Genomic DNA, 15,673 nt, shown 5'->3' with positions numbered 1-15,673 from the left:
CGGCAGTCAGCGTCCACCTCTAGGCTCGACGTCTTCGATTCCAAGGGCGTACATATCCAATGTCACAAGAATTCGCCCGTTTTGACGCCGCCGAGTACCTCAAAACTCCCGAGGACATGGCGGCATATCTAGATGCCTGTTTTGACGATGATGAAGGCGACGGCGTCCTTATCCGTGCAGCGCTCAATGACATCGCCCGGGCTCAAGGCATGACACAAGTGGCGCGGGATGCAGGTTTGGGCCGCGAAAGTCTTTATAAAGCGCTGAGTAGCACTGGCAATCCCGAATTCGCAACTATCATGAAAGTCATGAAGGCTCTCGGCTTGAGATTGCATGCCGTAACACTTTAAAAGCACTGCGACACCAAACCGCACGACGCTTTTTTACTTATCGGCGCTGATCAGGCTAAATGGGCCGCGCCTGATCGCCCACCCAACGGACCTGCCCCATGAACCGACGCCGGTTAGCATTTGCCTGGACCGCCTGCTTTGCAGTGCTGTTCAACATGCTCGCCATGCCGATGAGCGGGGCGATGGCGCAGACGGCCAGTACACCGGTCGGGCAAATACTCTGGAGCAGTTTCTGCACCGGCAGCGGGATGAAGATGGTGGCGATCGACATCGGCGCCACCGATCAAAAGGCCCCGGCAAACGACAGCCATTCGAACATGCAGCATTGCTGGTGTTGCTCAGGCTCGGCGCCGCTGGTGGCGCTGCCGGGGCATTCGCCGCAGTTGTACTTCGCCCGATTCGAGAGCAATCGCAGCGTCGCGCCCGTCTCGCTGCAAGCCCCGACACCGCGCCAGCAATGGCCGAGCCTCAATCCCCGCGCTTCCCCTCTGGTCTGATTTGTTCGCGCAATCACCTGCGTTTCAAATCGTTCCGGAGAACTGCCATGTTCAAGAAACTCGTCGTCCTCGCTGCGCTGTTGCTGCCGGCGTGCTTCGCCCACGCCCACGAATACAAAGTCGGTGCGCTGGAAATCGCCCATCCATGGTCGCAAGAGCTGCCGCCGAATGCGCCGACCGTAGCCGCCTATTTCATCATTCACAACACCGGCAAAACCGCTGACCGACTGCTCGGCGTCGACTCGCCCATCGCCCCCGAAGCGCAACTGCACGAGCATGTCATGCAGGGCGATCTGATGAAGATGCAGCAAGTGCCGGGCGTGGACATCGCGCCGGGCGGCACCGTGACGTTTGCGCCGATGGCTTATCACGTCATGCTGCTCAACCCGACCGATCGCAGCCAGCTCAGCGACGGCAAACGTTTCCCGATGACCTTGCATTTCGACAAGGCCGGTGACGTTACCGTTGAGGTCGCCGTGCAGAAGAAGCCACCAGAAAGCGCCCAGGCCCACGTGCACGCTCAGTAACCGAACCGGCTGACTTCGCCCATGCGTGCGCTGCGCATCAGGCCATTCACGCAACGCCGTCAGGCTCGACACCTGAGCGGCGGCAGCTGGATCGCCCTGTTCGCCATGTTGATGATCTTCATCGGCCCACTGATTTCTCAGTCGATGCCGATGGATCAACACGCCTCGACATCAATGCCAATCAGCCCGGACATGTCGATGGACATGCCGGGCATGGACCACAGCGGCCATGACGCCAAGCCCGCTGCCGAGCATTGCCCGCCGCAATCCTCGCATCATGTGCTCTGGGAAAAGTGCGGCTATTGCAGCCTGCTGTTCAATTGCCCGGCACTGACCGGCGGCGGCGACTTCATCGCCTTCAACATCCCGCCGCTGAATACCTTCACCGCGCCCTCGCCGCGTCTGGGCCATGCCCGCCAACCCTTCTTCCCCGGCGCTCGCACCCGCGCCCCGCCCATCGCCGCGTAAACCCGCACCTTTGATTGCACACGGTTGAGAAGACAGCTCCAGGCTGCCGGCCGTGTTGTTGACGACTGTTCGATGGAAATTGTCATGTCCAGGTTTACTGCTGTTTCACGCGTGGATTCTGCCCGCGCGTTTTTTGCCGCGAGCGAATCGCCGATTCGTTTCAGGCACGCGACTGCCGCTCTTTGCGGCGTACTGCTGGCGCCATTGGCATTGGCCGATGATCACGCCGCGCACCGCGACGAGCTGAGCCCGACGGTGATCACCGCGATCGCCCCGAGTTCGCCGCTGACCATCGTCACCAACCCCAAGGACCCGCGCCAACCGGTGCCGGCCAGTGACGGTGGCGACTATCTGAAAACCATTCCCGGCTTCGCCCTGGTGCGCAATGGCGGCACCAATGGCGATCCGGTGCTGCGCGGCATGTTCGGCTCGCGCCTGAACATCCTCACCAACGGCAGCATGATGCTGGGTGCCTGCCCGGGCCGGATGGACGCGCCGACTTCTTATATCTCCCCGGAAACCTACGACCAGCTCACCGTGATCAAAGGCCCGCAAACCGTGCTTTGGGGACCGGGCGCATCGGCCGGCACGGTGCTGTTCGACCGGGAGCCGGAGAGCTTCGGCGAACTTGGCACTCGGGTGAATGCGAGCATTCTGGCCGGCTCCCATGGGCGTTTCGACAAAGTTGTGGACGCTGCTGCCGGCGGGCCGCTGGGCTACGTGCGGGTGATCGGCAACACCGCGCAGTCCGACGATTACCGCGACGGCAACAACGACATCGTCGCCTCGCGCTACGACAAGTGGAACGGTGACATCGCCCTCGGCTGGACGCCGGATGCCGACACCCTGATCGAACTCACTGCCGGCAAGGGCGACGGCGAGGCGCGCTACGCCGGGCGTGGCATGGACGGTTCGCAGTTTCTGCGCGAGAGCCTCGGCCTGCGCTTCGAAAAGTCCAATATCACTGACGTGCTGGAGAAGCTCGAAGCGCAGGTCTATTACAACTACGCCGACCACGTGATGGACAACTACACCCTGCGCACGCCGTCCGGCACCGGCATGATGGCGGGGCCCATGGCGTCCAACGTCGACCGCCGCACCCTCGGCGCACGCATCAAGGCGACCTGGCGCTGGGCAGACATTGAGCTGATCACCGGTCTCGATGCGCAGACCAACGAGCATCGCCAACGCAGTGCCATGGGCATCGATACCTACAAGCACCTGCCCTACAGCAAGGACGCCGATTTCCACAACTACGGTGTGTTCAGCGAAATGACCTGGTACGCCGCCGAGCGTGATCGCCTGGTCAGCGGCGCGCGGCTCGACCGAGCCTCGGCCAGGGATTATCGGCAGAGCATCGGTTCGGGGATGATGGCCCGCGCCAACCCGACCGCCGACGATACCCGCGCCGATACCCTGCCAAGCGGCTTCGTGCGCTACGAGCATGACCTGGCCGACAGCCCGGCCACGCTTTACGCGGGCCTGGGACACGCGCAACGCTTCCCGGATTACTGGGAGCTGTTTTCGCCCAAGTCCGGCCCGACCGGATCGCTCAACGCGTTCGATTCGATCAAACCGGAAAAGACCACACAGCTCGATTTCGGCGTGAACTACAAAAGCGCCGGACTCGAGGCCTGGGCCTCGGGCTATCTCGGCGTGGTGCGCGACTACATCCTGTTCGATTACACCCCGGGAATGATGGGCATGAGCACGTCCCGCGCCGAGAACATCGACGCGCGGATCATGGGCGGTGAGCTCGGTGCCGCTTACAAGCTCAGCGAACGCTGGAAGGCCGATGCGACCCTGGCCTACGCCTGGGGCAAGAACAGCAGCGACGGCACGGCCCTGCCACAAATGCCGCCGCTGGACGCACGTTTCGGCCTGACCTACAGCGAAGACCACTGGAGCGCCGGGGCGCTGTGGCGCGTGGTGGCCGCGCAACACCGCATCGATCAGAACAAGGGCAACGTGGTCGGCAAGGATTACGCCCAGAGCTCGGGTTTCGGCGTGTTTTCGCTCAACGCTGCCTACCGGATCAACCGGCACTGGAAGGTCAGCAGCGGCGTCGACAACCTGTTCGGCAAGGCTTACGCCGAACACCTGAACCTGGCCGGCAACGCCGGATTCGGCTACCCGGCCAACGACCCGCAAGCGATTAATGAACCGGGGCGCACGCTCTGGACCAAAGTGGATATGAGCTTCTGATAGTCAACCCCACCCCATGTGGGAGCGGGCTTGCTCGCGAAGGCGGAGTGTCAGGCGACATCAATGTTGAATGTGCCGCCGCTTTCGCGAGCAAGCCCGCTCCCACAGGGAATGCGATGTTGCAACCTGAACGAACAACGAAAAGAACCAAGCCTAGCGGAGCACACGTGATGCAAAAGCCCCAACCGAATTTCTACAACCTGGCCTGGCGTTGGCATTTTTATGCCGGTCTGTTCGTCGCGCCATTCATGGTCATGCTGGCGCTGACCGGGATCATTTACCTGTTCAAGCCGCAGCTCGATTCATTGATGTACAGCAGCCTGCTTGAAGTGCCGAGCGGGCACCACACCGTGCCGGCCGATGACTTGCTGCAACGGGTCAAAAACGCTTATCCACAAGGTCAGGTAACGCAATACCTGCCCCCGCCGAACGCCGAGCGCAGCGCGCAATTCGTGGTGAAGAATGCCGGCCACGAACTCAACGTGTTCGTCGATCCCTACCACGGCGACATCCTCGGCGAGCAGGATGCCAAGCAAAACCTGCAAGCCATCGCCCGCGCGATTCATGGTGAATTGATGATCGGCACCGTCGGCGATCGCCTGATCGAAATGGCCGCCGGCTGGGGCGTGGTGCTGGTGGTGTCCGGTCTGTTCCTGTGGTGGCCGCGCGGTCAGGCCGCCGGCATTCTGTGGCCACGGCTGAACAGCCGCGGCCGCGTGTTATGGCGCGATCTGCACGCGGTCACCGGCTTCTGGGGCGCGACCTTGTTGCTGCTGATGCTGCTCAGCGGCATGACCTGGACCGGCTTCTGGGGCAAGCAATACGCGCAGGTCTGGAACGTGTTCCCGGCGGCGATGTGGGAGAACGTGCCGACCTCGGACATCGAAGCCCGCAGCCTCAACAGCACCACTCGCCAGACCGTGCCCTGGGCGATGGAAAACACACCGATGCCGATGTCCGGCGACCACGCCGAACACATGGCCCACGGCAACGCCCACGCCGGTCCAGCCGCCCCCGACGTCAGCCTGCAAGCGGTGCAGGACATCGCCAGCGAACGCAAGGTCGAACCCGGCTACAGCATCACCCTGCCGACCACCGCCACCGGTGTGTTCACCATCGCCGTATTCGCCGACGACCCACGCAACGACGCGACGCTGCATGTCGATCAGTACACCGGCAAGATCCTCGCCGATGTGCGTTTCGAGCACTACGGCACGGTCGCCAGAGCCACCGAAATCGGCGTGATGCTTCACGAAGGCAAAATGTTCGGCACTTTCAACCAGATCGTCGTGCTGCTGATTTGCCTGATGATCCTGCTCAGCGCCGTCAGCGGTGTGGTGATCTGGTGGAAGCGCCGCCCCGAAGGCAAGTTTGGCGTACCGCCGCTGCGCCATGATCTGCCGACATGGAAAACCGGCGTGGCGATCATGCTGGTACTGGCCGTGGTGTTTCCGTTGGTGGGGGCTTCGCTGGTGGTGGTGTGGTTGCTCGATCGGTTTGTGCTGCCGCGAGTCGCCCGGCGCACGGCTGATATGCCACGCTGAGATAAGTGGAGCGGGCCGTTTCTACTGCCCGCTCCAGCGTTTTTATGCAGACTTACAACTCATCGCGCAGCCTGACAGGCCCCGGAGTCGGGCTCTGCTGACGTCGGGTCCGCCAGGTGTTGCCCATGCGGCCGGTCTGATGCCAGTAATGGCCGGCCACCAGCACCCTGAAATCACCCAGTTCCATAAGCCGTGCCAGAAACTCCCCGGGACTGAGCCGGCTTACCCAGCGTCCGCCCTCAAACGTGACGGCCCGGGTCGACAACAGATTTTTTTCCGCCTGCGAATACACAGGGGTGTACTTGAGCAGCACGCCATGCGGTGTCGAATAGTAATAGTCCTGGATACTCAGGCCTTTCTCGACAGGCTCGTGGGTATGCGCAAGCACCAGCGCAGGCGAGGCGAAATTCGCGTACACCTGATCGGCATCCGGCACCAGCAGGGTGTTGCCTGAGACGTGGAGTTGATGGGTGGCCACCAGCGCATATCCCGCAGGATAACGCGGCGCCGGGTTACGCCAACTGACGGCAGAATCTGCCCCGGTGCGGATTATGCGCACGAGCGGATTTTCGTCGCCGACGACATAAACCATCGGCTCCAGTGGCACAAATCGGCCGCTGGAGCGCTGCGCCAGAACCGCGCCCTCGTAACCGGTGTCGACCACGGCGTCATCCGTTCGCTGATGGGCATAGCGAGCTGCGTCGTCGGGATGATGGAATATCGGCCCCAGCGCCGGAACCGGATGGTCCCGCCAGCGTTGCTCGGCGCGGACATCGACCTGACGCGGCTGCCAGTCTTGTGCCACTTGGCCATGACGTGACCAGTATTCGCTGGTCTCGATCACATCGAGCTGGCCGGCGTGGGCCATCCGGCGCAGATAGTCGGCAAACCGGAAGGTGCCGCTGGCAATGTCACGCTCATCGGCCGCCGCCTGCTCCATCGATACAAAGGCGTTGGGGCGCAACTCGATCTGGCCGAAGCGGTCGTGGAACTCACCGGGTTCGAACGCATGGAGTTGCAGGCGCAAGAGCGCGCCGTCGGCGCAGGAGAAATAGATGGGCCTGTATCCCTGTGGCGTATTGGCCTGCGCACACGCCCGCTGCACGTCGCTTGGGGGGAAACAGAAATACTGCAAATCATCGTTCGGCGCGCCAAGAGCCGGCAGTGCCGAGCGCAGATAAATCCCGTACAGGGCAAACCCTTCAGTGAGCTTGCCTTGCTCGAATACCCGATCAAGTGCCAGCGCCGACTTTTGCACTTCGACTGGCAGGCTGGCGATGTACAAACCCTGCGGCGAGCAAGAGATGAAACCGAAGGTTTGGGTGTCTCGACTCAGCAAAGCCTCGTGAACATACCGCGCAGCCGCATCGGCCTGAACAAATGCCGGACTGCACGCCGGAGCGCTCGTGGCTTTGCTGTAACCCGACGGCGGCGGCAGGCTGATCGAAGAGGTCGGCCACTCGTTCACCGTACCGGGCATGCCCCACAGCAAACTGCCGACCACCACATGCAGATGACCGGCCTTGGCCAGAGCGTCGACCCACGCAGAGGGCAGCAACTCACCACTGTGAATGCATTGTTTGATTTTTTTCGCATCGAACGACTCAGGCACAGCCTGGTACTCGGCGAGGGTAAACAGAAAATCAATGAATAACTGATCCCACAGGCCCGGCTCATAACGAATCAAGGCACCGTCCGGCGCGAACAGGTATTCACTCAAGTGCCTGTCCCGCAGGTGCACAAATGCCGAATACAGCGTGTGGACCGAGAGCATGTTGGCGTAGATCTGCTTCTCCACTGACGACAACAGCACTGAAAGTTCTCTGGCGACTCTTGAGCGATAACGTGCGATCACCTGGCAGCCTGCCGGAAACGAGCCGAGTGCCGGATTCTCCTCCGGGTAGATTTCGCCGATGTCAAAATCCTCCCGGGATATTTCGATGGGCGTGGTCGCGACATACAAGCCGTCGGTCCTTTTCAGGATTACGCCGCCATAAGGCTTATGCGTCATGCCGGGTATAAGCCCTTTGGCATATACCGCCGCGTCATCGGCGCTTTGAAACACCGGCGTCAGCGCCAGGCGTTGCGGGTAGGCACTTGGTTGCCAGTCGGTCGTGACAAGGCCCGCCCTGTCCCAGCACCGGCTCGTGCGCATGACCGTCAGTTCGCCGCTGCTGCCGACGACCCGGACAAAGTCCTCTGCTTGCATCAGTCCTTGGACAAGATTGCGCTTGAGCGTGTCCAGCCGCAGCCGTGGTGAATCGTCATCAAACAGCGTGCTGGTCGTATGTTTTACATATTTGAGCAGGGCACCATCGTGGGTGGAGATATACAGCGCAGCCCTTGCCAATGGCGCGAGCGAGCGACGGCGCGCGTAATACACCGAGATCGCCAGATCGTCAGGCGCGATAAAGTGCTGCGCCAGCCAGACATCGGCAGCATTCGCCGGCACCTTTACCTGTTGGCGCGAGTAGAAGCAGGCGTGCAGGTGAAAGCCTTGCGGGTATTGGTACCAGGGTGGCGTTCGCTGCACACCGAACACGGCTTGCAGCTGGAATACGTTGTTGCGCTGGTCGCTGACGGGCACCAGTTCACTGGCAATGTAGGCTTCGCGATTGTCGTGCTTGAGGATGAAGCCGAACCACGGACGAGCCTGATCCTGTAGCCGCGTGTCGTGCGCATAGCGGTCCAGCGCCGCGTCATCGGCACTGGAGAAAATTGCGCCAAAGGACACCGGTTCAGGGCGCCTCAGGGTTAAAACCGCAGTCAGCAGCGGCGCAGACCACGTCGCCGCTATTTGCCCACGGCCGCCCCACAGAGTGTTGTCCAGCAGGGTCGTCATGCGAGCGGCCGCGGCCTGCTCGCGAATCAACGCTTCAGGCAGGACAGTGCCATTGTCCAATCCCGCCGCCAATGCACCGGGCTGTTCGGGCGTGCCCAGACGACTAGACAAATCGCGCGCCAACGCTGTTGCGGACGGTTGATAGCTGATCAGACTGTTTGGCGCGCCTGAAACATACAGCGCGATGTTGTCGAGCAACACCTGCCGGGTCTCTTCGACACTGAGCATCTGCAGACTCAAGGCAGCCTGCTGACGACTCCAGTGCAAACTTTGAACGTGCAACGGGTCGAGCCGCGACAAGGCTTCGTGGGCGACATACCGGGCATGCAACACGCAGTCATCGGGGAAAATCGACCGCCCGTTGCTGTCGAGGGGATAGAGCATACCCAGCCTCAGCGAAGCGATGTCACCTACCAGCGGCTCAGTCGCGACAAACCCTTGCGGGGTCTGAAACACGTAGCCGGCGCGCTGACGCTCGCGGCGCTCGCCAATCTGTTCGTGGGCATACCGCGCGGCATCGTCCGCCGATAAAAATGAGCGACTCAGCACCGGCCAGGGAAAGTCCGCGTATGGCGTCCAGTCGAGGTCGACCCGACCGAGCCGCGCCCACAGCGGGCTACCCCGCAGTACCTCAACGGTCCCGGCGAGGACCAGCATCGCGACAAATTCGCGCGGACTTAGGGCGCCGCTCGCCAGTTTCGCCTGCACGCCGCCATCGCCAATCGTTCCGTCGGCCTGGGCAACACTCAGCGCCGCTTCGATCGGGCTGCCGCTGAAGGTGTATTTCAGCATCGCGGCGTCCTTTGTCTGCAAGTACAACGACAACGGTTCGCCGGGGGCAGACAACTGCCGGCTTTTGCCATGGCAGGCGACGGCCCAGGCGATTGCCTGTGGCGTGAAGAAACTCTCGTATAACCACGGTTGGGTGGCAGGTAATTGCGCGCGGGGCGGTCCGGACGCGTCATAAAAACCCTCCAGCGCGTAACCGTCCGGAAGCTTCAGCTGACCACCCTCGCCGGGCGGAAACAACCGCGCAGGGTCCCACGCCGCCAGACCGGCCGGGCGTGCGAGTGTTGCGACGAACTCCTTGCCTGCACGTTTGCGCAGCACCAGACCCGAAGTCTGCGCGCCCTTGAGCTTCAACGCAGCCAGCACTGCCCGTTCGGCACTGACGCAGACGCGGGTCATCAGTGGCATCTCGCGCACCACGCCTTGGGCAAAGGCCTGGCCTGGTTGCCAGTCCGGCGGCACGACACCAACGGAGTGCCCCCAGTCGGCATTGGCAACGATGACTTTCAATTCGCCGACAGCGGCAAGTTTGTTGATGATGCTCATCACGTTGCGGGTCCAGGGTTCTGGGCCGGGACGCTCACCTGCTTCGTGCCAGCGGTAGTAATCCCGTTCCTGCGCCGAACCGCTCGACGAATATTTCAGCAAACTTCCATCCGGGCCAGAGAGATAACTGCTGCGAAAGTAAGCGCGCCCATCGACATCGCCCATGAAATCGCTACTGGAGAAAAAACCGAGAAAGAGCCGTACGTTCCGCTCATTCAGTTGCGGGTAGGCTTCGCCAATATCCTCGTGAAGGGCAGGATGGCTATGGAGGTTTGCCGCAAAACGGTAGCCCTTCGGCGGTTGCAGATCACCCGACGCATCGAAGTCGATAATGGTGCTCAGATCGAATGTCGTGGCCTCGCCTGATATCGGTGAGGTGGCCACGAATTTTCCATCCGGGCGAATCAGAATCACGCTGCCATATTCTTTATCGACCTTGGGTGGAATTCGGATATGCGCCCAATAAGCAGCATCTTCCTCTGACAGGAACGCCGGGCTCAGAGGAGGCACCCTGGATTTTCGCGGGGAACCCGCCGCACGGCCGAACCGGCCCGACACATCATTCATAAGACATCCTGCGCAAAAGAAATCGGCATACACATCGAATGAGTGTCTGCCCGTCCCGCGCGCAGGCTGCGGTAGATACTTATCGTTTCTGTATCGATTTGCGCGCCTGCGACCGGCGCCCCAATCTGGCGCACACCGTTGCACCAGCGCCCCCGCAATGTTCGTTGCTGGTGCGCGCCCTCTGCGCGCAACCGCTCTAAAACGACATTTTGCTGCCTGGACCCGACCGGGCACAGCCCTTGCAAAACACCCCTTCAGTCGTCCGCCTCTGCCAACCAGAAAAATTAAATGTTCACGGAGATCGCACAATGAAGCGTCGCAGTTTGATCAAGGCTTTCACACTCTCGGCAAGCATTGCCGCGATGGGCATGACCTGGACTGTCCAGGCGGCCGAAACCATCAAGGTGGGAATTCTGCATTCGTTGTCCGGGACCATGGCGATCTCCGAAACATCGCTCAAGGACATGGCGCTGATGACCATCGACGAGATCAATGCCAAGGGCGGCGTCAATGGCAAGCAACTCGAAGCCGTCGTGGTCGATCCAGCGTCGAACTGGCCGCTGTTCGCGGAAAAGGGCCGGCAACTGCTGACCCAGGACAAGGTGGCGGTGGTGTTCGGTTGCTGGACCTCGGTGTCGCGCAAGTCGGTGCTGCCAGTGTTTGAAGAACTCAACGGCCTGCTGTTCTACCCGGTGCAGTACGAAGGCGAAGAGATGTCGCCGAACGTCTTTTACACCGGCGCCGCGCCAAACCAGCAAGCGATCCCGGCGGTTGAATACCTGATGAGCGAAGAAGGCGGCAGCGCCAAGCGCTACTTCCTGCTCGGCACCGACTACGTCTATCCGCGTACCACCAACAAGATCTTGCGCTCGTTCCTGCATTCCAAAGGCGTGGCCGACAAAGACATCGAAGAGGTTTACACACCGTTCGGTCACAGCGACTACCAGACCATCGTTGCCAACATCAAAAAGTTCTCCGCCGGGGGCAAGACCGCCGTTATTTCTACGGTCAACGGCGATTCCAACGTGCCGTTCTATAAAGAGCTGGCCAACCAGGGCCTGAAGGCCACCGACGTACCGGTGGTGGCGTTCTCGGTCGGCGAAGAAGAACTGCGCGGCATCGACACCAAACCACTGGTGGGCAACCTCGCAGCGTGGAACTACTTCGAGTCGGTGGAAAACCCAGCGAACAAGAAGTTCGTCGCCGACTGGAAAGCCTATGCCAAGAAACACAACCTGCCGGGCGCCGACAAAGCGGTGACCAACGACCCGATGGAAGCCACTTACGTCGGTATCCACATGTGGGCGCAGGCGGTCGAGAAAGCCAAGTCCACTGACGTCGACAAGGTTCGTGAAGCGCTGGCCGGGCAGACGTTTGCCGCACCGTCGGGCTACACCCTGACCATGGACAAGACCAACCACCACTTGCACAAGCCGGTGATGATCGGCGAGATCCAGAGCGACGGTCAGTTCAACGTGGTGTGGCAGACCGAAGGCCCGATTCGCGCCCAACCGTGGAGCCCGTTCATTCAGGGCAACGACAAGAAGCCGGATTATGCGGTGAAGAGCAACTGAGTCACCGGGTGTCAGTCTTGCGCCTGGCGTGAGGCTGATGCAATTCCCAGTGGGAGCGAGCTTTTGTGGTGAGGGGATTTATCCCCGATGGGTTGCGAAGCAGCCCCAGCACCATCAGTGGCGGTGTATCAGTTCGATCGCGTCGACCGATATCGCGACTGCTTCGCAGTCGAACGGGGATAAATCCCCTCGCCACAAAGGCTCGCTCCCACAATGTCCGCGTCAAGGCGACTGACTATGCCCACTGCCCTTTACCGATTTATCTGCGTACTCGCACTTTTGCTGCCGATGTTGGCCCACGCCGGCGACGCCGAAGACTTCGTTGCGGCCAATCCCATGCAGCAGGCCAAACTGCTGGAAGCCTGGGCTGCGCAGCCCGACCCGGCCCGTATCGAATTGCTCAACGCCCTGCAGCAAGGCGAGCTGAGCATCGACGGTCAAACCAGAACCCTGCGCCTGAACAATCGCCTGCGAGGTCTGATCGACACCGCCATGGCCAGCCACCAATTGCTCGCCGCCGACGCCAAACTCCGTCTGAGCGCCGCGCAGCAATTGCAGAAAAGCGCAAAACCGGCACAGCTGAAATTTCTCGACCAGCAACTCGCCGCTGAGAAAGACGCAAGCGTTCACGCCGCCCTGAGTCTGGCGCTGGCCAATCTGCAATTGGTCGACAGCGACCCGGCAGTGCGTCTCGCCGCCGTGCGTCTACTCGGCGAAACCGGCGACCCGCTGGCGCGCACGCGCCTGGAAGGTCTGCTCGAACCCGGTGTTGAAAGCGATGCCGGCGTGCGCACGGCCGCCGAAACCAGCCTCGCCCAGGTCAAGCGCAAATTGCTGATCGGCGAAGTGCTCGGGCAGGCGTTCAGCGGCATGTCACTCGGTTCGATTCTGTTACTCGCCGCCCTCGGTCTGGCGATCACCTTCGGCCTGCTCGGGGTGATCAACATGGCCCACGGCGAAATGCTGATGCTCGGCGCCTACTCGACTTACGTAGTGCAGTTGATGTTCCAGCGTTACGCCCCGCAAGCCATCGAGTTCTATCCGCTGATCGCACTGCCGGTGGCGTTTTTCGTCACCGCCGCCATCGGCATGGCACTGGAGCGCACGGTGATTCGCCACCTCTACGGTCGGCCGCTGGAAACTCTGCTCGCGACCTGGGGCATCAGCCTGATGCTGATTCAGCTGGTGCGTTTGCTGTTCGGCGCGCAGAACGTTGAAGTGGCCAACCCGGCGTGGCTGTCCGGCGGCATTCAAGTGCTGCCAAACCTGGTGCTGCCGTACAACCGCATCGTCATCATCGCTTTTGCGCTATTCGTCGTCGTGCTGACCTGGCTGCTGCTGAACAAGACCCGCCTGGGTCTCAACGTGCGCGCCGTCACCCAGAACCGCAACATGGCCGCCTGCTGCGGCGTGCCGACCGGGCGGGTCGACATGCTCGCCTTCGGCCTCGGTTCGGGCATCGCCGGCCTCGGTGGTGTCGCACTGAGCCAGATCGGCAACGTCGGCCCCGACCTCGGTCAGAGCTACATCATCGACTCGTTCCTGGTGGTGGTACTCGGCGGCGTCGGCCAACTGGCGGGCAGCGTGCTCGCCGCGTTTGGCTTAGGGATCGCCAACAAGATTCTCGAACCGCAGATCGGTGCGGTGCTCGGCAAGATCCTGATCCTCGCGCTGATCATTCTGTTTATCCAGAAACGTCCGCAAGGCCTCTTCGCACTGAAAGGACGGGTGATCGACTGATGAACCAGCCTCTACTTGTCACCGCCACACAAAAGGCCGGGCCGAAAGTCACGTTTGCCATCGGTGGCGTAGTCCTCGCGTTGCTGATCGTCTTGCCGTTGCTGTCGCTGCTCGCGCCGGACCATGCCCTGCACGTTTCGGCTTATACCCTGACACTCGTGGGCAAGATTCTCTGCTACGCCATCGTCGCCCTGGCGTTGGATCTGGTCTGGGGTTACGCCGGTCTGCTGTCGCTGGGCCACGGTTTGTTCTTTGCCCTCGGCGGCTACGCGATGGGCATGTACCTGATGCGCCAGGCCGCTGGGGATGGCTTGCCGGCGTTCATGACCTTTTTGTCGTGGAGCGAATTGCCGTGGTACTGGACCGGCACCAGCAGTTTCCTCTGGGCGATGTGCCTGGTGGTGCTGGCGCCGGGTCTGCTGGCGCTGGTATTCGGTTTCTTCGCCTTCCGTTCGCGGATCAAAGGCGTGTATTTCTCGATCATGACCCAGGCCCTGACGTTCGCCGGCATGCTTCTGTTTTTCCGCAACGAGACCGGGTTTGGCGGCAACAACGGCTTTACCAATTTCCGCACGATTCTCGGTTTCGGCATTACCGAACCGGGCACCCGTGCGGTGTTGTTTCTGGCCACTGTGCTGTTGCTGGTGGCCAGCCTGTTCATTGGCTGGCGACTGGCGCAAAGCAAATTCGGACGAGTGCTGACGGCGCTGCGTGATGCGGAAAACCGCCTGATGTTCTGCGGCTACGACCCGCGCGGTTTCAAACTTTTTGTCTGGGTATTGAGTGCGGTGTTGTGCGGTCTCGCTGGAGCGCTGTATGTGCCACAGGTGGGCATTATCAACCCCAGCGAAATGTCGCCGACCAACTCCATCGAAGCGGCGGTTTGGGTCGCCCTCGGCGGGCGCGGCACTCTGATCGGCCCGCTGCTCGGCGCCGGCGTGGTCAATGGCATGAAGAGCTGGTTCACCGTGGCCTTCCCTGAGTACTGGCTGTTCTTCCTCGGCGCGTTGTTCATCGTCGTGACGTTGTACCTGCCCAAAGGCGTGATCGGTCTGCTGAAAAAACGAGGTGAATCATGAGAGTGACAGCGAGTGCTGAATTCATGCTGGAACCGGCGTTCTTTCCCGTCGAGCCGAACAAGGACGAGGGCACCAGCCGCGACTCGATCGGCCTCGGCCAGCGCGTCGGCCCGGGCCTCGACACCCGCCACGGCACGATCCTCACACTGGAAGACATCAGCGTCAGCTTCGACGGCTTTCGTGCACTGAACAATCTCAACCTGTACATCGGCGTCGGTGAACTGCGCTGCATCATCGGCCCCAACGGTGCCGGAAAAACCACCTTGATGGACGTCATCACCGGCAAGACCCGGCCCAGCCACGGCAAGGCCTGGTTCGGTGAAACCCTCGACCTGACGCAGATGAGCGAAGTGCAGATCGCCCAGTCCGGCATTGGCCGCAAGTTTCAGAAGCCGACCGTGTTCGAAGCCCTGAGCGTGTTTGAAAACCTTGAGCTGGCGCAGAAGACCGACAAATCGGTGTGGGCCAGTTTGCGCGCGCGTTTAAGCGGCGAACAGAAGGACCGCATCAGCGAAGTGCTGGAGACGATTCGCCTGACCACCTCGGTCAATCGCCAGGCCGGGCTGTTGTCCCACGGGCAGAAGCAGTTTCTGGAGATCGGCATGTTGCTGATGCAGGACCCGCAACTGCTGTTGCTCGACGAGCCGGTAGCGGGCATGACCGATGCCGAAACCGAGTTTACTGCCGAGCTGTTCAAGTCGCTGGCGGGCAAACATTCGTTGATGGTGGTGGAGCATGACATGGGCTTCGTCGGCTCGATTGCCGACCACGTCACGGTGCTGCATCAGGGCAGCGTGCTGGCTGAAGGCTCGCTGGAGCAAGTGCAGGAAAACGAGCGGGTGATCGAGGTCTATCTCGGCCGCTGAAGCGCAAACGCATTCCAAACTGTAGGAGTGAGCCTGCTCGCGATAGCGGTGTATCAGATACATAGACGTTGACTGACAC

General features: G+C 61.4%; 11 protein-coding genes. 10 read left to right on the top strand and 1 reads right to left on the bottom strand.

Annotated features, from left to right (window positions below; all coding sequences use genetic code 11):
- The first annotated feature begins 59 nt into the window (after nucleotides 1-59).
- From HU765_RS11440 to HU765_RS11415, 6 genes are all read left to right on the top strand, one after another.
- Nucleotides 60-350, top strand: coding sequence for an addiction module antidote protein (locus tag HU765_RS11440; protein ID WP_186620497.1), 291 nt, complete (start codon nucleotides 60-62; stop codon nucleotides 348-350).
- Nucleotides 351-448: 98 nt separating this feature from the next.
- Nucleotides 449-847 (top strand): DUF2946 domain-containing protein, encoded by a 399-nt coding sequence (locus tag HU765_RS11435; protein ID WP_186620495.1) that lies wholly within the window; start codon nucleotides 449-451, stop codon nucleotides 845-847.
- 47 nt (nucleotides 848-894) lie between these two features.
- Nucleotides 895-1,374, top strand: coding sequence for a copper chaperone PCu(A)C (locus HU765_RS11430; RefSeq protein WP_186620493.1), 480 nt, complete (start codon nucleotides 895-897; stop codon nucleotides 1,372-1,374).
- A gap of 21 nt (nucleotides 1,375-1,395) precedes the next feature.
- Complete coding sequence (locus tag HU765_RS11425; RefSeq protein WP_186620491.1) at nucleotides 1,396-1,842, top strand: DUF2946 domain-containing protein; 447 nt, start codon at nucleotides 1,396-1,398, stop codon at nucleotides 1,840-1,842.
- A gap of 84 nt (nucleotides 1,843-1,926) precedes the next feature.
- The gene (locus tag HU765_RS11420; protein WP_186620489.1) at nucleotides 1,927-4,047 is read left to right on the top strand and encodes a TonB-dependent copper receptor; all 2,121 of its coding nucleotides are present in this window, start codon (nucleotides 1,927-1,929) and stop codon (nucleotides 4,045-4,047) included.
- 170 nt (nucleotides 4,048-4,217) lie between these two features.
- Complete coding sequence (locus HU765_RS11415; protein WP_186620487.1) at nucleotides 4,218-5,591, top strand: PepSY domain-containing protein; 1,374 nt, start codon at nucleotides 4,218-4,220, stop codon at nucleotides 5,589-5,591.
- 52 nt (nucleotides 5,592-5,643) lie between these two features.
- On the opposite strand, the gene HU765_RS11410 is transcribed toward HU765_RS11415, so the two are convergent.
- Nucleotides 5,644-10,335, bottom strand: a complete 4,692-nt coding sequence (locus HU765_RS11410; protein WP_238344690.1) for a DUF4329 domain-containing protein — start codon at nucleotides 10,333-10,335, stop codon at nucleotides 5,644-5,646.
- Between the two features lie 308 nt (nucleotides 10,336-10,643).
- On the opposite strand from HU765_RS11410, the gene urtA reads away from it, so the two are divergent.
- The 4 genes from urtA to urtD all read left to right on the top strand — a co-directional run bounded on the left by urtA (nucleotide 10,644) and on the right by urtD (nucleotide 15,594).
- Nucleotides 10,644-11,909 (top strand): urea ABC transporter substrate-binding protein, encoded by a 1,266-nt coding sequence (gene urtA, locus HU765_RS11405; RefSeq protein ID WP_186547534.1) that lies wholly within the window; start codon nucleotides 10,644-10,646, stop codon nucleotides 11,907-11,909.
- A 237-nt stretch (nucleotides 11,910-12,146) separates the two neighbouring features.
- Nucleotides 12,147-13,649: an urea ABC transporter permease subunit UrtB gene (gene urtB, locus HU765_RS11400; protein WP_186620483.1), complete on the top strand. Its 1,503-nt coding sequence runs from the start codon at nucleotides 12,147-12,149 to the stop codon at nucleotides 13,647-13,649.
- Nucleotides 13,649-14,728: an urea ABC transporter permease subunit UrtC gene (urtC, locus tag HU765_RS11395; protein WP_186620481.1), complete on the top strand. Its 1,080-nt coding sequence runs from the start codon at nucleotides 13,649-13,651 to the stop codon at nucleotides 14,726-14,728. Before urtB ends, urtC begins: the two co-directional genes overlap by 1 nt.
- 23 nt (nucleotides 14,729-14,751) lie before the next feature.
- The gene (gene urtD, locus HU765_RS11390; RefSeq protein WP_172834043.1) at nucleotides 14,752-15,594 is read left to right on the top strand and encodes an urea ABC transporter ATP-binding protein UrtD; all 843 of its coding nucleotides are present in this window, start codon (nucleotides 14,752-14,754) and stop codon (nucleotides 15,592-15,594) included.
- Nucleotides 15,595-15,673 lie beyond the last annotated feature (79 nt).

The organism is Pseudomonas sp. SWRI81 (genome assembly GCF_014268545.1).
Taxonomy (GTDB): domain Bacteria; phylum Pseudomonadota; class Gammaproteobacteria; order Pseudomonadales; family Pseudomonadaceae; genus Aquipseudomonas; species Aquipseudomonas hamedanensis.
The sequence above is the reverse complement of the archived record's forward strand: the minus strand, read 5'-3'. Positions and strand labels throughout refer to the sequence as shown.